Annotated in this window: 16 protein-coding genes; 14 read left to right on the top strand and 2 right to left on the bottom strand. The window is 67.6% G+C overall.

Annotated features, from left to right (window positions below):
* The first annotated feature begins 34 nt into the window (after positions 1 to 34).
* The 14 genes from motA to C8261_RS14780 all read left to right on the top strand — a co-directional run bounded on the left by motA (position 35) and on the right by C8261_RS14780 (position 16,912).
* A complete protein-coding gene (gene motA / locus C8261_RS14845; protein ID WP_107494513.1) occupies positions 35 to 889 on the top strand; it encodes a flagellar motor stator protein MotA in 855 nt (284 codons plus the stop codon).
* An 82-nt stretch (positions 890 to 971) separates the two neighbouring features.
* Positions 972 to 1,952 carry a flagellar motor protein MotB gene (motB, locus tag C8261_RS14840; RefSeq protein WP_107494512.1) on the top strand — a complete coding sequence of 327 codons (981 nt, stop codon included), beginning with the start codon at positions 972 to 974 and terminating at the stop codon, positions 1,950 to 1,952.
* Positions 1,953 to 2,048: 96 nt separating this feature from the next.
* On the top strand, positions 2,049 to 2,414 hold the full coding sequence (locus tag C8261_RS14835; RefSeq protein ID WP_107494511.1) for a response regulator: 366 nt from the start codon (positions 2,049 to 2,051) through the stop codon (positions 2,412 to 2,414).
* A gap of 25 nt (positions 2,415 to 2,439) precedes the next feature.
* On the top strand, positions 2,440 to 4,449 hold the full coding sequence (locus tag C8261_RS14830) for a chemotaxis protein CheA (protein ID WP_235864936.1): 2,010 nt from the start codon (positions 2,440 to 2,442) through the stop codon (positions 4,447 to 4,449).
* Between the two features lie 76 nt (positions 4,450 to 4,525).
* Positions 4,526 to 5,029 (top strand): chemotaxis protein CheW, encoded by a 504-nt coding sequence (locus C8261_RS14825; RefSeq protein ID WP_107494509.1) that lies wholly within the window; start codon positions 4,526 to 4,528, stop codon positions 5,027 to 5,029.
* 32 nt (positions 5,030 to 5,061) lie between these two features.
* A complete protein-coding gene (locus tag C8261_RS14820; RefSeq protein WP_219905214.1) occupies positions 5,062 to 6,855 on the top strand; it encodes a methyl-accepting chemotaxis protein in 1,794 nt (597 codons plus the stop codon).
* A complete protein-coding gene (locus C8261_RS14815) occupies positions 6,852 to 9,287 on the top strand; it encodes a methyl-accepting chemotaxis protein (RefSeq protein WP_107494507.1) in 2,436 nt (811 codons plus the stop codon). Before C8261_RS14820 ends, C8261_RS14815 begins: the two co-directional genes overlap by 4 nt.
* Positions 9,288 to 9,290: 3 nt before the next feature.
* Positions 9,291 to 10,301, top strand: coding sequence for a CheR family methyltransferase (locus tag C8261_RS14810; protein ID WP_235864935.1), 1,011 nt, complete (start codon positions 9,291 to 9,293; stop codon positions 10,299 to 10,301).
* A 29-nt stretch (positions 10,302 to 10,330) separates the two neighbouring features.
* The gene (locus C8261_RS14805) at positions 10,331 to 11,413 is read left to right on the top strand and encodes a protein-glutamate methylesterase/protein-glutamine glutaminase (protein WP_107494506.1); all 1,083 of its coding nucleotides are present in this window, start codon (positions 10,331 to 10,333) and stop codon (positions 11,411 to 11,413) included.
* A 222-nt stretch (positions 11,414 to 11,635) separates the two neighbouring features.
* Complete coding sequence (locus tag C8261_RS14800) at positions 11,636 to 12,604, top strand: chemotaxis protein (protein ID WP_107494505.1); 969 nt, start codon at positions 11,636 to 11,638, stop codon at positions 12,602 to 12,604.
* Complete coding sequence (locus C8261_RS14795) at positions 12,601 to 13,548, top strand: chemotaxis protein (RefSeq protein WP_107494504.1); 948 nt, start codon at positions 12,601 to 12,603, stop codon at positions 13,546 to 13,548. The genes C8261_RS14800 and C8261_RS14795 overlap by 4 nt, the downstream gene beginning before the upstream one ends.
* 36 nt (positions 13,549 to 13,584) lie before the next feature.
* A complete protein-coding gene (cheY, locus tag C8261_RS14790; RefSeq protein WP_107494503.1) occupies positions 13,585 to 13,983 on the top strand; it encodes a chemotaxis response regulator CheY in 399 nt (132 codons plus the stop codon).
* Between the two features lie 34 nt (positions 13,984 to 14,017).
* Positions 14,018 to 14,920 carry a protein phosphatase CheZ gene (gene cheZ, locus C8261_RS14785; RefSeq protein ID WP_107494502.1) on the top strand — a complete coding sequence of 301 codons (903 nt, stop codon included), beginning with the start codon at positions 14,018 to 14,020 and terminating at the stop codon, positions 14,918 to 14,920.
* 96 nt (positions 14,921 to 15,016) lie between these two features.
* Positions 15,017 to 16,912 (top strand): chemotaxis protein CheA, encoded by a 1,896-nt coding sequence (locus tag C8261_RS14780; protein ID WP_107494501.1) that lies wholly within the window; start codon positions 15,017 to 15,019, stop codon positions 16,910 to 16,912.
* Between the two features lie 259 nt (positions 16,913 to 17,171).
* On the opposite strand, the gene tal is transcribed toward C8261_RS14780, so the two are convergent.
* Entirely contained in the window at positions 17,172 to 18,248 is a 1,077-nt protein-coding gene (gene tal / locus C8261_RS14775; protein ID WP_107494500.1) for a transaldolase, read from the bottom strand.
* Positions 18,249 to 18,291: 43 nt separating this feature from the next.
* A complete protein-coding gene (locus C8261_RS14770) occupies positions 18,292 to 19,038 on the bottom strand; it encodes a pseudouridine synthase (protein WP_107494499.1) in 747 nt (248 codons plus the stop codon).
* Between the last annotated feature and the right edge of the window lie 256 nt (positions 19,039 to 19,294).

Genomic DNA, 19,294 nt, shown 5'->3' with positions numbered 1-19,294 from the left:
TGTCGCCGTAAGTGCGGGAACACAGGGGTACCAGGTGCTACTGATAGTCGGTTACGTGATCGTTTTGCTTGCCTCGATTGGCACATACTCCCTGCATGGCAGCCTGATGGCGCTGTGGGTGCCGGTCGAGTACGTTGCCATCATCGGCCTGATGATCGGCGGCTTCGTCGCCGGCAACAGTGGCCGTGCCATGAAGGCGACGCTGAAGGCGCTGCCGCAGGCGCTGAAGGGATCGATGTACAACCGCGCGCTGTACATGGATCTGCTGGCGATGCTCTACGAGATCCTTGCCAAGGTGCGCAAGGAAGGCCTGATGTCGATCGAGAACGACGTCGACAACCCCGAGTCCAGCCCGATCTTCTCCAAGTATCCGAAGGTGATGGCGGATCATCACGCCGTCGAATTCCTCACCGATTACCTGCGCATGATGGTCGGCGGCAACCTCAATGCCTTCGAGATCGAGAACCTGATGGACATGGAGATCGAGACTCACCACCAGGAAGCCCATGGCCCGGCCCATATCGTCGCCAAGGTCGGCGACGCGCTGCCGGCCTTCGGCATCGTCGTCGCGGTGATGGGGGTGGTCAACGTGATGGGCTCGGTGGGCGAGCCGCCCGCGGTGCTCGGCAAGATGATCGGCGGCGCCCTCGTCGGTACCTTCCTCGGCATTCTCCTGTCGTATGGCTTCGTGCAGCCGATCGCCGGCCAGCTCGAACAGAAGGCCGAGGAGGGCGGCAAGATCTACCAGTGCATGAAGGTCGTGCTGCTCGCCAGCATGAACGGCTATGCGCCCCAGGTTGCGGTCGAGTTCGGCCGCAAGGTGCTGTTCTCCACCGATCGTCCGACCTTCACCGAGCTGGAGGAAGACATCAAGAGCCGCAAGGGTTGATCCTGCGCCCGCCCACCATGAGCGAACAGCTGCAGCAGATCCGTACCGGTGTTGATGGCCCGGCCCCTGCAGGGAGGCGCGCGTGAGCGACGATACCCAGCAGCCCATCGTCGTCAAGCGCATCAAGAAGGGAGGGGCGGCCTCCCATGGCGGGGCGTGGAAGATCGCCTATGCCGACTTCGTCACTGCGATGATGGCCTTCTTCCTGCTCATGTGGCTGCTCGGCTCCACGGCGCAGGGCGATCTCGAAGGCATCGCCGACCATTTCCAGAATCCTCTCAAGCTTTCCCTGCAGGGCGGCAGCGGGGTCGGCGACAGTTCGTCCATCATCCAGGGCGGCGGCGAGGATCTCAGCCGTTCGGTGGGGCAGGTCAAGCGTGGTGATGTTGCTGATCGCCGCACCCTGAGCATCGACGCTGCGGTCGGTCGGGAACGCCTGCCCCCCGAGGATCAGGATGCCGAGGCGCGCGAACTGCGCCAGGAGCGCTCCCGCCTGCTCGACCTCAAGGGCAAGATCGAGGCCATCATCGAGGCCGATCCGGCGCTGCGTCCGTTCAAGGAGCAGATCCTCATGGACATCACCCTCGAAGGGCTGCGCATCCAGCTCGTCGATGAGCAGAACCGGCCGATGTTCCAGACCGGCGGGGCGACGCTGCGGCCCTATACGCGCGATCTGCTGCGTGCCATCGGGCGGGCGCTGAACGACGTTCCCAACCGCGTCAGCCTCTCCGGGCACACCGACTCCGCCCCCTATGCCGGCGGCGAACTGGGCTTCTCCAACTGGGAGCTGTCGAGCATGCGCGCCAACGCCTCGCGCCGCGAACTCCTCGGCGGCGGGCTGGAACCCGGCAAGGTGGCGCGCGTGGTGGGGCTTTCCGATACCGTGCATCTGAACCGCGACAATCCGCTCGATCCGGCCAACCGGCGGATCAGCATCATCGTCATGAACAAGCGCACCGACGAAGCCATCCGCGCCGAGGGGGCGGCGGTCGAGTTCGGCGCCGAAGAGGCTGCGGCGGGCACCCTGCCTCTGTCCCCGGGTGGCAATGGCATGGCGCGCTGAGAAGCGCGTGGTTCAAGTGCGCCCGCGGGAGGCCGTAATGCAGGAGGCGTGGGCGGTTTTGCCGCAGCGCAGCCGTCAGTCCGGATTCACATCGCCATGACCAAGCACATCCTTGCCGTAGACGATTCCCTCGCCATCCGCCAGGTGGTCGGGCACACCCTGCGCTCCGCGGGCTATGTGGTCAGCGAGGCCGGTGATGGCGAAGAGGCGCTGGCGCTGGCGCGGTCGACGCGTTTCGACATGGTGCTCACCGATCTCCACATGCCCCGTCTCGACGGCATCGGCCTCATCGAGGGCCTGCGTGCGCTGGCACACTGCCGCGAGGTGCCGGTGATCGTGCTGACCACCGAATCCTCCGAACAGATGCGCGCGCGCGGACGTGCCGCGGGCGCCACCGGCTGGATGGTCAAGCCCTTCGAGCCGCGGCGCCTGCTCGAAGTTGCGGCGCGGGTGCTGGGCTGAGCGGGGTGGAGCGATGAGCTTCGACATGAGCCAGTTCTACCAGGTCTTCTTCGACGAGAGCGAAGAGCATCTGGCTGCCATCGAGGCCATCCTGCTGCGCATCGACCCGGCTGCACCGCCGGCCGAGGGGATCGCCGAGATCTTCCGTGCCGCACATTCGATCAAGGGTTCGGCGGCGACCTTCGGTTTCGACGACATGGCTACCCTTACCCATGCCATGGAAAACCTCCTCGACCGTGTGCGCAAAGGCGAACTGGCCTTGCAGCGTGGCATGGTCGAGGCCGTGCTGGCCGCCTGCGACGTGCTGCGCGCCCAGCTCGATGCTCACCGCGGCAGCGCGGGCGCCGCCGATCCGCAGGCTGCCGCCGTTGCCCTGGCGCGCCTGCAGGCCTGCGGCGAAGTTCCTGCGGCGCCGCCGCCGCAGGGTGGTCATGGCGATGGCCTGGAGCTGAACTTCGTCCTCTCGCGGGTGGTGGCCGGCAGCGAAGTGCTGATCGACAGCCTCTTCGATGCGCTCGGCGAGCTTGGCGAGGTGCGTACCCTGTCGCGCCCGCCCGCCGATGCCGCCGACGGCGTGTGGACGCTGGCGTTGCGGGGCTGCGCCGCCGAGGAGCGGGTGCGCGCCGCCCTCGATCTCTTCGTCGAACCGGGAACCCTGGAAATCGCCGCGCTCGCCGCGCCGAGCGCTGCGGCGGCGATGCAGCCCCTGCCCGGCGAGGAGATCGCTGCCGATGGCAGCTACGGTTTCTTCCTGCCTGCGCCGCAGCCCGCCGCGCTCGATGACGTGCCGCCCGTCTCCCCGCCAGCTTCCCCGCCTGTCGCCGCGGAGGAGGGGGGACGCGAGCGCACGGGCACCGGCCACTCGATCCGGGTCGGCGTGGACAAGGTCGACCAGATGATCAACCTGGTCGGCGAACTGGTGATCACCCGCTCCATCCTGCAGGAAGCGGCCAACGTCGTCGATCCGGCCCTTGCCGAACGCCTGCTCGCCGGGCTGGGGCTGCTCGAACGCAATACCCGCGAGCTCCAGGAATCGGTGATGGCGATCCGCATGGTGCCGATCTCGCGGGTGTTCTCGCGCTTTCCCCGGCTGGTGCGCGAGCTTGCCGACAGCCTTGGCAAGGAGGTCGAGCTGGTGCTTGCCGGCGAGCATACCGAGCTCGACAAGAGCGTCGTCGAGCGCGTTGCCGACCCGCTCACCCATCTCGTGCGCAATGCCCTCGATCACGGCCTGGAGGGCCCGCAGGAGCGTCTTGCGGCAGGCAAGGCGGCGCGTGGGCGGCTCAGCCTGAGCGCCCGCCACGAGGGCGGGCAGATCGTCATCGAGGTTGCCGACGACGGTCGTGGACTCGATCGCCAGCGCGTCCTTGCGCGCGCGCGCGCCAGCGCGCTGCCGGTGGATGAGGGCATGAGCGATGCCGAGCTGTGGCAACTGCTCTTCCTGCCGGGCTTCTCCACCGCCGAGAGCGTCTCCGCGCTTTCCGGGCGCGGGGTCGGCATGGACGTGGTCAGGCACAACGTCGATGCACTCGGCGGCAGTATCGAACTCGACAGCGTCGATGGCGTCGGCACCCGCGTGGTGGTGCGCCTGCCGCTGACCCTGGCGATCATGGACGGCATGACCGTGGCGGTGGGACGGGAAACCTATGTGCTGCCGCTGGCGCAGATCGTCGAATCGCTGCAGGTCGATGCCGAGGCCGTCCATCGCATCGGTGGCGTGGCGCGCATGATCCGTGTGCGCGGCGAATACCTGCCGGTGGTGGCTCTGGGCGAGCGCTTTGCCGTACCCGGCGCGGAACGTGACTGGCTGCGTGCCATCATGGTGCTGGTCGAAGCCGGCGGGCGCCGGGCGGCACTGATGGTCGATGCCCTGCTGGGCCAGCAGCAGGTGGTGATCAAGAGTCTGGAGACTCACTACCGTCGCGTTCACGGCTTTTCCGCTGCCACCATCCTCGGCAACGGCGAGGTGGCCCTGATCGTGGATGTGGGGGCGCTGGTCGACGCCAGCCGTGTGCAAGCCGAACTGGCGGCCTGAAGCGCTGCAGGAAGGGCTTCAGAACGCCGCGCGGCGGCCGTAAACCGGGTGTACGCGCCCACCGAAAGAGAAGTCGATGTCTTCCCCCTCCTCACCACCTTCGGCACCGCAAGCACTGCCCGCCGTGGCCGACTACCTCAGCTTCACGGTCGGTGAGGAGGTGTACGCCATCGACATCCTTGCAGTGCGCGAGATCCGCGCCTTCGACAGCGCCACCCGCATTGCCGGGGCGCCGGCCTTCATCCGCGGGGTGATCAATCTGCGTGGCGTGATCGTGCCGGTGGTCGATCTGCGCCTGCGTTTCGGCCTCGCTGCGGCCGAATGCACCGCCTTCACCGTGCTCATCGTGGTGGAGAGCGGCCGCCGTCTGGCCGCCGTGGTGGTCGATGCGGTCAACGACGTGCTGGCTCTCGGCGAGGACGACATCCGCCCTGCGCCGGACTTCCCGTCAACCATCGGGGCGCGCTTCATTCGCGGCCTGGCCACGGTTGATGAGCGCATGCTGGTGGTGCTCGACATCGTCGGCCTGATGGGCGCGCCGGAAACGGGCCTCGGTGAGCAGACGGAGGAGCAGCCATGAAAATGCACGGCAGGACGTCGGCTGTACCACGGATGGCGCGTCTGCCACTGCGTCTGGCGCTGCCTGCCGTTGCCGTGGCAGGCCTGCTGCCCTGGCTGCTGCTGTTGCCGCTGCTCTCGCGCAGTGGCAGCCTCAGCCTGCCGGTGCTGCTGCTGGCAGTGCTCGTTGCCGTGCTCGCGCTGGGCTCCGCGGTCTGGCTGGGGGCGAGCCTGGGGGCACGTGCCGATGGCCTCAGGCAGGCCGTGGCGCGCTGGGGCGAGGGCGAGGCGGTGGTGCTCCCCGCCGTCGCCGATGGCAGCGAGCTGGGGCGCCTGCAGCGCACTCTGGTGCGCAGCGCGGAAGCCCAGGCCGCGCGCGTGCAGGCACTCGAAGCGCAGCTCGGCGCTGTCCGTGCGGTGGTCGATGGGCTGGAACACGCGCGGGTGAGCGTGATGCTGGCCGATCCGGCAGGGGTGATCACCTATGCCAATGCCGCCGCGCTGAGGCTGCTGCGCCGCGCCGAGGCGGAGATGGGCGGTCGTCTGCCGGGCGGCATCCGTGCCGACGACATCGTCGGCCACAGCTTCGACAGCTTCCACCGCCATCCGGCAGCACAGCGCGAGCGCATTGCCGCAATGCGCGAGACCTGGGAGGCGGAGATCCGCCTCGGATCGAACGCCTTCGTGCTGGTGCTGAATCCCGTTTTCAGCGCCGATGGCCAACGTACCGGCACGGTGCTGGAGTGGTATGACCGCAGCGCCGAGGTGAGTACCGGTATGGCCCTCGGCGAACTCGTGGATGCGGCGGCGGCGGGTGATTTTTCGCGTCGTGTGGCGCTGGCGGGGAAGGAGGGTTTCTTCCTGCAGCTTGCCGAGGGGTTGAACCGGCTGATGGAGATGGTTTCGCAGAGTGTGGAGGCGGTGGCCGGGGTGCTTGCGGCGGTGTCGCAGGGGGATCTGGAGGCGCGCGTGGAAGGGGAGTTCCGCGGCACGCTGGGGCGGTTGAAGGACGACACCAATGCCACGGTGGCGCGCCTGCGCGAGGTGGTGGGGCGGATCAAGGGCTCGGCCGACGCGATCGGTGCGGCGTCGCGGCAGATTGCTGCGGGCAACGGCGAGCTGTCGACGCGCACGGAGGCGCAGGCGGCCTCGCTGGAGCAGACCGCCAGCGCGATGGAGGAGCTCAACGTCACGGTGCGGCAGAACGCCGACAATGCGCGCGCGGCGCGCGAACTGGCGGAGACGGCGAATGCGGTGGCCGAGCGCGGCGGCGAGCGGATGCGCGAGGTGGTGAGCACGATGGGGGCGATCCAGGGCTCGGCGCGGCGCATCGGCGACATCATCGGGGTGATCGACGCGATTGCCTTCCAGACCAACATACTGGCGCTCAATGCGGCGGTGGAGGCGGCGCGAGCCGGTGAGCAGGGTCGTGGTTTTGCTGTGGTGGCGGCGGAGGTGAGGGCGCTGGCGCAGCGCAGTGCGCAGTCGGCGCGCGAGGTGAAGGGGCTGATCGGCGACTCGGTGGGGCATGTTGAAGGCGGTGTGCAGCTGGTGGCCGAGGCGGGGCGGACGATGGAGGAGGTGGTGGAGGTGTTCCATCGTGTGGCCGGGCTGGTGAGCGAGATTGCCGCGGCCAGCCGCGAGCAGAGCCTGGGTATCGAGCAGGTGGCCGGGGCGGTGGGTCAGATGGACGAGATGACGCAGCACAACGCGGCGCTGGTGGAGGAGGCCGCGGCAGCGGCGGCGAGCCTGGAGGAACAGGCCCGCGGACTGCTCGACGCCGTCGGCGTCTTCCGCTGCAAGGCCACGCGCTCGGCAGCGGCGAGCATGGAAGGGCAACAGGGATGAAGAACAATGCTGCGGTGACCCGTCGTGAAGTGGATGTCGGCAAGCGCACCCTGGTGACACGAAGCGATACCGAGGGACGCATTACCTATGTCAACCAGGATTTCGTCGAGCTCAGCGGTCATGCCGAGGCGGAACTGCTCGGCGCGCCGCACAGCGTCGTCCGCCACCCCGACATGCCCGCCGAAGTGTTCGCCGACATGTGGCGCGACCTCGAAAGCGGGCGACCGTGGTCGGGTCTGCTGAAGAATCGCTGCCGCAATGGCGACCATTACTGGGTACACGCCAACATCACCCCCATCTTCGAGCATGGCCGCATCAGCGGCTACCTTTCGGTGCGCACGCGCGCGCCGCGCGAAGCGGTGAGCGAAGCCGAAGAGCTCTACCGCGAGCTGCGCGATTTCGGCAATCGCCGCCTGCGGGTGCGCCACGGGCAGGTCGTCTCCGCCAGCCTCGGGCGCCGTTTTGCCGGCTGGTATCGCGATCTGACGCTGGTCAGCAAGCTGTGGTGGTCGCTGGCTCTGGCCATGGTGCTGGTCTGTGCGCTCGCCGCTCTGGGCTGGCAGGGGATGGCGGCGACGCTCGACGAACTGCGCCGCGCCGGCGTGGCGAGCGAGGCCGCGGCGGCGCGCACCGCCTCCCTGCAGGGGTTGCTGATCCTCCTCGTGGTGGCGCTGGCGGCCATCGGCGGCGGCCTGGTGTGGCTGCTCGCCACCACCATCACCATACCGTTGCGCGATGTCGGGCGGACCTTGCAGGCGATGGCCGGGGGGCGGTTCGAGGCCGATTTCGATCTCAGTCGCGACGATGAGTTCGGCCGCCTGCAGCAGCAACTGAAGGCCGTGCAGGTCCGTCTCGGCTTCGACATCCAGGAGCAGCGCCGCATTGCCGCGGAGAACCTGCGCATCCGCCAGGCCCTCGAATGCGTCAGCACCAATGTACGCATCGCCGATGCCGAAGGCCGGGTGATCTACGCCAATCCGGCGCTGATGCGCACCCTGCGCCGCGTCGAAGCGGAGATCCGCCGCGACGTCGCCGACTTCTCCGCCGACTCTTTCGTCGGCAGCAACATCGGCCGTCTCTATCCAGATCCGCAGGCTGCCGTGCACCGCCTCGCCAGTCTGCGCGGGATGGCCCACAACGACATGCTGATCGGCGGACGGCACTTCGTCGTCACCACCAATCCGGTACTCGATGCCCAGGGGCGCCTGCTCGGTACGGTAGGCGAATGGCGCGACCGTACCGAGGAGCTGGCGGTCGAGGGTGAGCTCACCGCTCTCGTGGATGCGGCGGCGGCGGGTGATTTTTCGCGTCGTGTGGCGCTGGCGGGGAAGGAGGGTTTCTTCCTGCAGCTTGCCGAGGGGTTGAACCGGCTGATGGAGATGGTCTCGCAGAGCGTGGAGGCGGTGGCCGGGGTGCTTGCGGCGGTGTCGCAGGGGGATCTGGAGGCGCGCGTGGAAGGGGAGTTCCGCGGCACGCTGGGGCGGTTGAAGGACGACACCAATGCCACGGTGGCGCGCCTGCGCGAGGTGGTGGGGCGGATCAAGGGCTCGGCCGACGCGATCGGTGCGGCGTCGCGGCAGATTGCTGCGGGCAACGGCGAGCTGTCGACGCGCACGGAGGCGCAGGCGGCCTCGCTGGAGCAGACCGCCAGCGCGATGGAGGAGCTCAACGTCACGGTGCGGCAGAACGCCGACAATGCGCGCGCGGCGCGCGAACTGGCGGAGACGGCGAATGCGGTGGCCGAGCGCGGCGGCGAGCGGATGCGCGAGGTGGTGAGCACGATGGGGGCGATCCAGGGCTCGGCGCGGCGCATCGGCGACATCATCGGGGTGATCGACGCGATTGCCTTCCAGACCAACATACTGGCGCTCAATGCGGCGGTGGAGGCGGCGCGAGCCGGTGAGCAGGGTCGTGGTTTTGCTGTGGTGGCGGCGGAGGTGAGGGCGCTGGCGCAGCGCAGTGCGCAGTCGGCGCGCGAGGTGAAGGGGCTGATCGGCGACTCGGTGGGGCATGTTGAAGGCGGTGTGCAGCTGGTGGCCGAGGCGGGGCGGACGATGGAGGAAGTGGTGGAGGTGTTCCATCGTGTGGCCGGGCTGGTGAGCGAGATCGCCGCGGCCAGCCGCGAGCAGAGCCTGGGTATCGAGCAGGTGGCCGGGGCGGTGGGTCAGATGGACGAGATGACGCAGCACAACGCGGCGCTGGTGGAGGAGGCTGCGGCAGCGGCGGCGAGCCTGGAGGAACAGGCCCGCGGACTGCTCGACGCCGTCGGCGTCTTCCGCGTCGATGCCGCAGCAGGCGGCGGTATTGCTACACTGTCTACCGACAGCGTTGTGCGCCCCGCGCCCCGCGCCCTGCGCAGCGCGCCGCTGCCCAAGGTGCGCAGGCGAGTGGCGGCGAGCAAGGCACTGAGCGACGAATGGGAGGAGTTCTGACAAATGGCCGCCGGCGACCCGCCCAAACCCCCGCCACGGCCGCTTGCCGTACCGTCCCGCAACACCGCGGCGAGCACGCCGCCGCGCGCCCAGGTGGCGCGTCCGCCGCTGACGCCGCCACGCCCGGCGACACCCGCAAAAACCGCCACCAGCGGCCTGCAGTGGCCCTCCCTGCCGCAGGGTACGCAGCGTGACCGCGAGTTCGAGTTCACCACCGCCGATTTCGAGCGCATTCGCGCGCTGATCCATCAGCATGCCGGCATCGCGCTGTCACCGGCCAAGCAGGACATGGTCTACAGCCGCCTCGCCCGCCGCCTGCGCGCCTGCGGCGACCGCACCTTCGCGCAATACCTCGCCCGTCTGGAGCGCGACCGCAGCGAATGGGAGACCTTCGTCAATTCGCTGACCACCAATCTCACCTCCTTCTTCCGCGAGGCGCACCACTTCGACATCCTTGCCGACTACCTGCGCAAGGTCACCGAGAAGCGGCCGATCAAGATCTGGTGCTGCGCCGCGTCCACCGGTGAGGAACCTTATTCGCTGGCGATCACCGCCTGCGAGGCCTTCGATACCCTGACCCCGCCGGTGCAGATCCTCGCTACCGACATCGACACCAATGTGCTCGCCCACGGACAGCGCGGCATCTATCGCGCCGATCGCGTCGAACGCCTGTCGCCGCAGCGCCTGCAGCGCTTCTTCCAGCGCGGCACCGGGGTGCAGGAAGGGCACGCGCGGGTGCGCCCTGAACTGCAGCGCCTGATCAGCTTCCGCCGCATCAACCTGCTCGAAGCGCAGTGGGCGGTGCAGGGGCCGCTGGACGTGATTTTCTGCCGCAACGTGATGATCTATTTCGACAAGCCCACGCAGTACACCATCCTCAAGCGTTTCAGTCCCCTGCTGCGTCCGGACGGCCTGCTGTTCGCCGGACACTCCGAGAGCTTCATGCACGCTGCCGACCTCTTCCGTTCGCTCGGACGCACGGTCTACGCGCTCAAGGACAGCCCGCGCCCCTGAGGCGGCGCCTTGGCTCGGGAGAACGGACGATGGCCATTCGCGTACTGGTCTGTGACGACTCTGCGCTGATGCGCGCCATGCTCAGCGAACTGATTGCTCGCCAGCCCGGCATGGAGGTGGTCGGGGTGGCCGCCGACGCGCTGGTCGCGCGCGAGATGATCCGCAGCCACAAACCCGACGTGCTCACCCTCGACGTCGAGATGCCGCGCATGGACGGGCTGGATTTTCTCGCCCGCCTGATGAAGCTGAATCCGATGCCGGTGGTGATGATCTCCAGCTTCACCGACAAGGGCTCCGAAGCCTCGGTGCGGGCGCTTGAGCTGGGTGCCGTGGAGGTGCTGGGAAAGCCGCGCGCACGCACGCCGGAGGCCCTCGAAGAATACGCCCAGGAGCTTGGCGAGCGCATCCGCGCAGCCTATCAGGCCCGTCTCAGGAGGCTGCCGCAGGGCAGGCCGGCAGAGCATGCGCCGCCGTCCCCTGCGGCGCGCCCGGCACTGCCTGCCGGAGGTGTGCTGGCGGCTGCGCGGCCAGTGTTCATCGGCGCCTCGACCGGCGGTACCGAGGCCATCAAGACCGTGCTGCTGGGTCTGCCGGCGACGATGCCGCCGGTCTTCATCGTCCAGCACATGCCGGAGATGTTCACCGGCTCCTTCGCCAAGCGCCTCGACGGCCTGTGCGCGCTGCGCGTCAAGGAAGCCGAGGACGGCGAACGCGCCCTGGCGGGCGTCGCCTACCTCGCTCCCGGTCACTCCCATCTCACCGTGCAGCGCGTCCCCGGCGGCGGCTTCCAGTGTCGTCTGGCGCGCTCGGCGCCGGTCAATCGCCATCGCCCCTCGGTCGACGTGCTGTTCGATTCCGCCGCTGCCCAGGTCGGTGCAGCGGCCCTCGGCGTGCTGCTCACCGGCATGGGCAAGGACGGCGCCCGCGGCCTGCTGGCGATGCGCCAGGCCGGGGCGTGGACGATTGCCCAGGATGAGTCCAGCTGCGTCGTTTACGGCATGCCGCGCGAAGCCGTCAATCTTGGCGGTGCCAGCGAGGTGGTGGCGCTGGACGAGATCGCCGCGCGCATGCAACAGCGCCTCGCCGGCATGCGCGCGCCGGCGGCGCCCTGACCAGGGGGCGGAATAGCGCGGATTCCGGTCGCTTATTCCTCAAGTAGTAGGTCGGTGTGGTCGATACAATGCAAAGCCGTGAAATTGGTGCGAGAATGAAACAGGAAGCGGACGGCGTGATGGAAGACCTCAAGAATCCGCCCGTGCTGTCGATAAGCCCTACATGAACGACGCGACGGCCCTTGCCCGCTGAGGCGGCGGCTGCGAAACGCGGAGATGGAAATGTCCGAACTGCTCAAGAACATCGATGCCCGCACCAAGCTCGCGGGAACCAACAAGCTGGAGATCCTGCTGTTCACGCTGGGCATGGATGCGCGCACCGGCCGTCGCGAGACCTTCGGCATCAACGTCTTCAAGGTCCGCGAGGTGATGCGCACGCCGGCCATTACCGCGGCGCCGGAGATGCCCGCGGCGGTGGAGGGGATGGTCAGCCTGCGCGGCGTGCTGGTGCCGGTGGTCGATCTGGCCAAGTATGTCGGCATCGGCTCCGAAACCCCGCGCGACATCATGATCGTCACCGAATACAACGGTCACACCCAGGGCTTCCTGGTTGAGGCGGTGGACACCATCCTGCGCCTGGACTGGGCGCAGATGCGCGTGCCACCCGACATGCTGGTGGCCAACATGGGCGGCCTGGTGACCGCGGTCACCGAACTGCCCGGCAACAAGCTGGTGATGATGCTCGACGTCGAGAAGGTGCTCTCCGAGACCACCCGCTACGATGACGATTTCATGTTCCAGAACATCCAGCCCATCGAGCAAGGCGAGCACACGGTGTATTTCGCCGACGATTCCTCGGTGGCGCGCAACCAGATCACCCGCACCCTCGACGCCCTCGGCGTGCGCTACGTCGGTTCGGTGAATGGGCGCGCGGCCTGGGAGGAGCTCAAGAAGGTCGCCGCCTACGCCGATTCCAGCGGCCGCAAGGTGAAGGACCTGGTCAGCCTGGTGCTGACCGACGTCGAGATGCCGGAGATGGATGGCTACATCCTCACCAAGTCGATCAAGTCCGATCCGCGTTTCGAGGGGGTGCCGGTGATCATGCACTCCTCGCTGTCCGGCATGTCCAACCAGAACCTCGGCAAGTCGGTCGGGGTCGACGAATATGTGCCCAAGTTCGAACCCCAGCGCCTGGCTGCCACGCTGCGCCGCCTGCTGGGGGTGGCTGCAGATCCGCGAGGTGAGTCATGAGAATCGAAGCGACCGAGAACAACCTGCTCGAAGCGGTCGATGGCCGCACCATGCTGGCCGGTTCCAATCGCATGGAGATTCTGCTCTTCTCCCTGGGGACCAAGGAGACCTTCGGGATCAACGTCTTCAAGGTCCGCGAAGTCTCCAAGACCCCCTTCATCACCCGCGCACCCAACATGCCGGCGGGCGTCGAAGGGCTGATCTCGCTGCGCGGCAACGTCATCCCGGTGCTGGCGCTGGGCAAGGTGCTGGGCATCGCCAATCCTGGCGACGGGCTTGGCGGCTCGATGATGGTCACCGAGTACAGCAAGCGCACGCTCGGCTTCCTGGTCGAGGAGGTCGATCGCATCATCCGTGTCGAATGGGACAAGGTGCGCACCCCCGAGAACGTGTCGAGCAACGTGCATAGCTTCATCACCGCGATCACCGAGCTGCACGACGGCACCCTGGTCTCCATCCTCGACGTCGAGACCATCCTCGCCAACACCTTCGGCGAGGCGGTGATCGGCAACATCGCGCCGATCAGCGGCGGGCACGATGTCAACATCTTCTTCGTCGACGATTCCGCAGTGGCGCGGCGCAAGATCTCGGAAGTGCTCGACAAGCTCGGCGTCAAGCACAAGCATGCGCAGAATGGCCTCGAGGCGTGGACCCGCCTCGAAGGCATGGCCGGCCATGCACAGCAGAGCGGCCGTCCGCTGTCCGACGAGATCGACCTCATCCTGGTCGATGCCGAGATGCCCGAGATGGACGGCTACGTCCTGACCCGCAACATCAAGAACGATGCCCGTTTCGAAGGCATCCCGGTGGTGATGCACTCCTCGCTGTCCTCCGAAGCCAACCGCGCCATGGGAAAACGGGTCGGTGTGGACGCCTACGTGGCAAAATTCGACGCGGACGTGCTGGCCGATACCTTGCGTCCCTTGCTCAACCGTGGGCGATGAGCGGATCGGCCGCAGTAGTGAAACCGGAGATCGAACATGGCTGACCCCAAGATGAAATTCCTCGTTGTAGACGACTTCTCGACCATGCGGCGCATCGTGCGCAACCTGCTCAAGGAACTCGGCTACACCAACGTCGATGAGGCCGAAGACGGCGCGGTGGCGCTGCAGAAGCTCAACAGCGCGCCCTTCGACTTCGTCGTCACCGACTGGAACATGCCCAACATGGACGGCCTGACGCTGCTGCAGACCATCCGCCAGACCCCCAGCCTGAAGCATCTGCCGGTGCTGATGATCACCGCCGAGGCGAAGAAGGAGAACATCATCGCCGCCGCCCAGGCCGGTGCCAGCGGCTACATCGTCAAGCCCTTCACCGCGGCGACGATGGCCGAGAAGCTGGAGAAGATCTTCGAGCGGCTTGGCAAGACTGCAGCCTGATCTGCCCCGCACAACGAATTCAGGGAGCCTGAAGATGGCCAAGAAGTTGAAGTTCGACGAAGCGGGAGATTCCGACGACCTGCAGGCGCTGTTCGACAGCATCGCCACGCCGCCGGCGGCCACCCGGCTGGAGGTCGTCGAGCCGGTTGCGGCAGCGGCGAAGGCGCCGGCCGCCGCCGCCGATGGCGACAACGACGACCTGCAGGCCCTGTTCGATTCGGTCGCCGACCAGTTCAGCGAACCGGCCGCAGCAGCACCGGCACCGGCAGCGCCTGCCGCCCCCGCGCGGGCTGCCGCGGCCCCGCAGGCCGAGGTGGCGAAGGGCGAGCCGGATTACGACGCCGTTTTCCAGCGCATCGGCCAGATGACCCGCCAGGTACACAACACCCTGCGCGAGCTCGGCTACGATGAAGCCCTGCAGGAGGCCGCGTCGGCGATTCCCGATGCCCGCCAGCGCCTCAACTACATCGCCCAGCTCACCGAGCAGGCGGCCAGCCGCGTGCTCAACGCCACCGACATCGCCCGCCCCATCCAGGACAAGGTGGAGAGCGACGCCGTGGCCCTGGAGAAGCGCTGGAACCAGCTCTTTGCCAACCAGCTCGGCGTGGACGACTTCAAGGTGCTGGCCACCGACACCCGCAAGTTTCTCGGCAGCGTCGGGCAGAGCAGCCGCGCCACCAACGCGCAGCTGCTGGAAATCATGATGGCGCAGGACTTCCAGGATCTCACCGGACAGGTCATCAAGCGCGTCATCGATCTCGCCCAGGCCCTGGAGACCCAGCTGTTGCAGGTGCTCATCGAAGTGACCCCGTCGGACAGGATCCCCGAGAAGCACACCGGCCTGATGAACGGCCCGGTGATCTCCGCGGAGGGACGCGACGACGTGGTCACCAGCCAGGAACAGGTGGACGACCTGCTCGAAAGCCTCGGCTTCTGAGCGCGACGGTACAACGAAGGACGGCACGCCGCGGCGATTGCGGCATGCCGGGAAGAGGCGGCGACAGCTGCCGATGAGAATGGGAGCGAGACGGCCATGAGTGACTTCGCCGGCATGGAAGAGTTGCTGCAGGATTTTCTGATCGAGGCGGGCGATCTGCTCTCCGGGGTGGACAACAAGCTTGTCGACCTTGAACGGGCGCCCGACGACCGCGGCCTGCTCAACGACATCTTTCGCGGTTTCCACACCATCAAGGGCGGTGCGGGCTTCCTCAACGCCACCGAGCTGGTGACGCTCTGCCACCTCACCGAGAACCTCTTCGACAAGCTGCGCAACGGCGAACTGGCGATCACCCCCGAGGCGATGGACGTCATCCTTGCCGCCACCGGCACGGTGCGTGACATGTTCCATTATCTCGAGCAGGGCACCCAGCCGCCGGCTGCCGACCCCGAGCTGATCGACAGCCTCAAGCGTGCCATCGCAGGTGAGCTGGGCGCCGCCAGTGCGCCGGCGGAAGCGCCGCCGGCAACGGTCACGCCGGCAAGCGGCGGCGATGGCCAGCCGGACTGGAACAACCTCTTCAATGCCGTCACCGGCTTGCCGGTGGTGGTGCAGCCGGCAGCGGAGAAGCCCGCCAGCGAGGCGGTGGTGGCGGTGGCCGAGCAGTCGCCCGAAGAAGTGATCAAGCAGGCCATCGGCCGCCGCGTCACCGACAAGCCCGGCGTCAGTGCGCCCACCGGCCGGCGCGATACCGAGAAGTCACGCGACAACTCGATCCGTGTCGATACCGCGCGCCTTGATCAGGTTCTCAACCTGTCTGGCGAGATCGGTCTCACCAAGAACCGCCTCAACGCGCTGCGCAGCGACATCCTCAACGGCCTCAACGACACCGAGACCCTGCACGCCCTCGATGTCGCCGTCAGCCAGCTCGACCTGCTGGTCTCCGATCTGCAGAACGCGGTGATGAAGACCCGCATGCAGCCCATCGGCCGGCTGTTCCAGAAGTACCCGCGCATCGCCCGCGACCTCGCGCGCAACCTCGGCAAGGATGTCGAGCTGGTGCTCTCCGGCGAGGAGACCGAGATCGACAAGACGATGATCGAGGATCTCTCCGATCCCATCATCCACCTCATCCGCAATGCCGTCGATCACGGCGTGGAATCCGCCGCCGAGCGCCGCGCTGCGGGCAAGCCGGAGAAGTCCATCGTCCGCCTGGAGGCCCGTCAGGAAGGCGATCACATCCTCATCATGGTGTCCGACGACGGTCATGGCATGAACGCCGAGAAGCTGCGCGCCAAGGCGGTGCAGAAGGGCCTCATCACCGACGAGGAAGCCAATACCATGGACGACCGCCAGAGCTTCAATCTGGTGTTCCTCCCCGGTTTCTCGATGGCCGCGCAGGTCTCCGACGTCTCCGGCCGCGGTGTCGGCATGGACGTGGTGCGCACCAACATCCAGAAGCTCAACGGTTCCATCGAGATCCGCTCGCAGCTTGGCAAGGGCACCACCTTCGTCATCAGCCTGCCGCTCACCCTGGCGATCCTGCCGGTGCTGCTGGTGCGCCTGGGCGAACAGCCCTTCGCCGTGCCGTTGTCGATGGTGCGCGAAATCCTCCCCATCGAAGCCGAGCAGATCAAGGAAGTCGGCGGCCGTGCCACCATGGTGGTGCGCGGCGAGGTGCTGCCCATCCTGCCGCTCGCCGGCCTCCTCGGCTGGCCGCAGGAGCGTGTGCCCGAGTATGGCGTGCTGATGCACACCGCCGAGCTGTCCTTCATCCTCGCCATCGACAGCTTTGCCGGGCGCGAGGATGCGGTGATCAAGTCACTCGACGACTTCCGCCCGAAGGGCGTGGCCGGGGTGACGACGCTGTCGAACGGCCAGATCGTCCTCATCCTCGACATGAAGGAGCTCCTCGGCGGCGTCGGCGAGCAGCGTGGCGTGTCGCGTTCGCGTCTGCTCGCAGGCGGCAGTCAGGCGGTCGTGGTGGCCTGAGGCAGATCCATCCCTGCAAAAGAAAGGGCCAGCCACCGCTCAGCGCGGTGCCTGGCCCTTCTGCTTGTGAGCGCGGTGCTTTACCCGTATTTCTCACCCTGTCCCTACTGCGGGTGCCGATACGCTCGCCGTGGCACGCCGTACTCGCTCGCGCCGCCTCGACGTAGTGTCAGCTACGCCTTCGGCGCCGCTCGCTCCGTGCGGCGCACCACGACGGCGCCTCGACCCCCTCGTGACGTGCCAGGGTGAGAAATACGGGTCAGTTGACCAGTTCGAGCAGGCGCGCAAAGGCTTCGTCGAACTGGCGCAGGCCCTCGGCCTGCAGCTGCTCGCCGGCGGCACCGAGGTCGATGCCGAGGCCTTCGACCTGAGCCAGCGTGGCCGCCGCCGCGTCCGTCTCCGTTGCCAGCGTGTCGGCCACCGTGCCATGGTCGATGAGTGCGGCCAGCGTGGCGTCGGGCAGGGTGTTGACGGTCTCCGCGCCGATCAGCGCCTCGACGTACAGCAGATCGCTGTAGGCCGGATTCTTGGTCCCGGTGCTCGCCCACAGCATGTACTGCGGCCGCGCCCCGGCGGCGCGCAGCGCGGCGAAGGCGGGGCCGTGAAAGCGGGCGCGGTAATGGGCATAGGCGGTCTTCGCCATCGCCACTGCAGTCCGGCCGCGCAGCGCCAGCGCTGCGCCGCCGATGTCGTCCAGGCGGCGGTCGACCAGGGTGTCGACGCGGCTGAGGAACAGGCTGGCCACCGACATCACCCGCGCCAGATCGCCACCTGCCGCCTGCAGGCGCTCCATCCCGCGCAGATAGGCGCTGGCCACCGCGTCCACATGGGCGAGCGAAAACATCAGGGTGACGTTGACGCTGATGCCGTGTGCCACCAGATCCTCCACCGCGCCCACCCCGGCGGCCGTGGCCGGCACCTTGATTAGCAGGTTGTCGCGTCCCACTGCGGCGTGCAGGCGCTGCCCGGCAGCCAGGGTGCCGGCGCGGTCGTGGGCGAGGGCAGGGGAGACCTCCAGGCTGACATAGCCCATCTCGCCGCCGCTCAGCGTCCAGGTCTCGCGCAACAGGTCGCAGGCCGCCTGCACGTCGGCGATCACCAGCGCTTCGTAGCGCGCCTCGGCATCCGCCACGGTGCGTTTCAGCGCCGCCAGATCGTCCGCATAGTAGCGGCCGTCGGCGATCGCCTTGTGGAAGATCGCCGGATTGGTGGTGATGCCGCAGACCCCGTCGTCGCGGATGAAGCGTTCGAGCTGGCCCTCGCGGAGCAGTGTGCGGGAAAGGTTGTCGAGCCAGATCTGCTGGCCCAGCTGACGTACTTGAAGCAGACGGTTCATGGCGGTTCCGGCCGGTTGCGGCTGTGCAGGGAAGGGCATTCTCCTACGATTCGATGACGCCCGAAAGTCCGCGGCGCAGTGCCGCCGTCCACCCGAGCGCATCCACCACCCGCATGAAGTCGACGTCCGGCGGCGTGCACAAAGCCAGCGCCTGCCCGCTCAGCGGGTGGGTCAGGTGCAGCGCGGTGCATGCCAGCAGCAGCCGCTGGCAGCCGAACAGGGTGTGGAAGAGGCGGTTGTGGCGGCCCTTGCCGTAGGTCGCATCGCCGATGATGGGATGGGCAATGTGTTTCAGATGGCGGCGCAACTGGTGGCGGCGCCCGCTCTCCGGGATCAGTTCGACGAGGGCGTAGCGACTGCTCGGGTAGCGGTCGACGCGATGCGGCAGTTCGGTGGTCGCCAGCGTGCGGTAGCGGGTCAGCGCGGCCTGCGCGGGAGCCTGTGCATCGTTGGCGCCGGGTTCGTCAGCCTGCCGGCTCAGCGCATGGTCGATGAGCCCCGCCGCCGGCGGATGCCCGCGCACTATGGCGACGTACTGCTTGCCCACCGCGCGCTGCTCGAACGCCGCGCCCAGGTGTGCCACCACCGCCGGCTCGAAGGCGAACAGCAGCACCCCCGAAGTGCCCTTGTCCAGGCGGTGGGCCGGATACACACGGCGGCCGATCTGGTCGCGCAGCAACTGCACCGCAAAACGGGTTTCGTGGCGGTCGATCATCGAGCGATGAACCAGCAGGCCGGCCGGCTTGTGGATGGCGATGAGGTGTTCGTCGCGATAGAGGATGGGCAGCATGCGGCAATTATCCCGCCATTTGAGTACGGCGCGGGGGGCGTTCATTTGGCTTGATCGGCGCGGATGGAGCCTGCTTGGTCCTTTTAAATCTTCATGTCATGCATTATGATTTCACTCACTTGACATTAGCCTGCCCCTCCCGCCGCCCATGCATTCCCTGTTTACCGCTTCCAGCCGCCTCTACGAACTGGAACTGTCGGCGCCGCAGGCCACCGTGCTGGTCGAAGCGTGGTGGGGGGTGGAAGCCCTCGACGAG

Source organism: Pseudothauera lacus (genome assembly GCF_003034845.1).
GTDB lineage: Bacteria > Pseudomonadota > Gammaproteobacteria > Burkholderiales > Rhodocyclaceae > Pseudothauera > Pseudothauera lacus.
The sequence above is the reverse complement of the archived record's forward strand: the minus strand, read 5'-3'. Positions and strand labels throughout refer to the sequence as shown.

Coding starts and splice junctions, on each gene's coding strand:
- C8261_RS14795 (WP_107494504.1), top strand. CDS start 12,601: ATGAGAATCGAAGCGACCGAGAACAACCTGCTCGAAGCGGTCGATGGC.
- C8261_RS14815 (WP_107494507.1), top strand. CDS start 6,852: ATGAAGAACAATGCTGCGGTGACCCGTCGTGAAGTGGATGTCGGCAAG.
- C8261_RS14770 (WP_107494499.1), bottom strand. CDS start 19,038: ATGCTGCCCATCCTCTATCGCGACGAACACCTCATCGCCATCCACAAG.
- C8261_RS14780 (WP_107494501.1), top strand. CDS start 15,017: ATGAGTGACTTCGCCGGCATGGAAGAGTTGCTGCAGGATTTTCTGATC.
- C8261_RS14830 (WP_235864936.1), top strand. CDS start 2,440: ATGAGCCAGTTCTACCAGGTCTTCTTCGACGAGAGCGAAGAGCATCTG.
- C8261_RS14800 (WP_107494505.1), top strand. CDS start 11,636: ATGTCCGAACTGCTCAAGAACATCGATGCCCGCACCAAGCTCGCGGGA.
- C8261_RS14820 (WP_219905214.1), top strand. CDS start 5,062: ATGGCGCGTCTGCCACTGCGTCTGGCGCTGCCTGCCGTTGCCGTGGCA.
- C8261_RS14825 (WP_107494509.1), top strand. CDS start 4,526: ATGTCTTCCCCCTCCTCACCACCTTCGGCACCGCAAGCACTGCCCGCC.
- cheZ (WP_107494502.1), top strand. CDS start 14,018: ATGGCCAAGAAGTTGAAGTTCGACGAAGCGGGAGATTCCGACGACCTG.
- C8261_RS14835 (WP_107494511.1), top strand. CDS start 2,049: ATGACCAAGCACATCCTTGCCGTAGACGATTCCCTCGCCATCCGCCAG.
- C8261_RS14810 (WP_235864935.1), top strand. CDS start 9,291: ATGGCCGCCGGCGACCCGCCCAAACCCCCGCCACGGCCGCTTGCCGTA.
- tal (WP_107494500.1), bottom strand. CDS start 18,248: ATGAACCGTCTGCTTCAAGTACGTCAGCTGGGCCAGCAGATCTGGCTC.
- cheY (WP_107494503.1), top strand. CDS start 13,585: ATGGCTGACCCCAAGATGAAATTCCTCGTTGTAGACGACTTCTCGACC.
- C8261_RS14805 (WP_107494506.1), top strand. CDS start 10,331: ATGGCCATTCGCGTACTGGTCTGTGACGACTCTGCGCTGATGCGCGCC.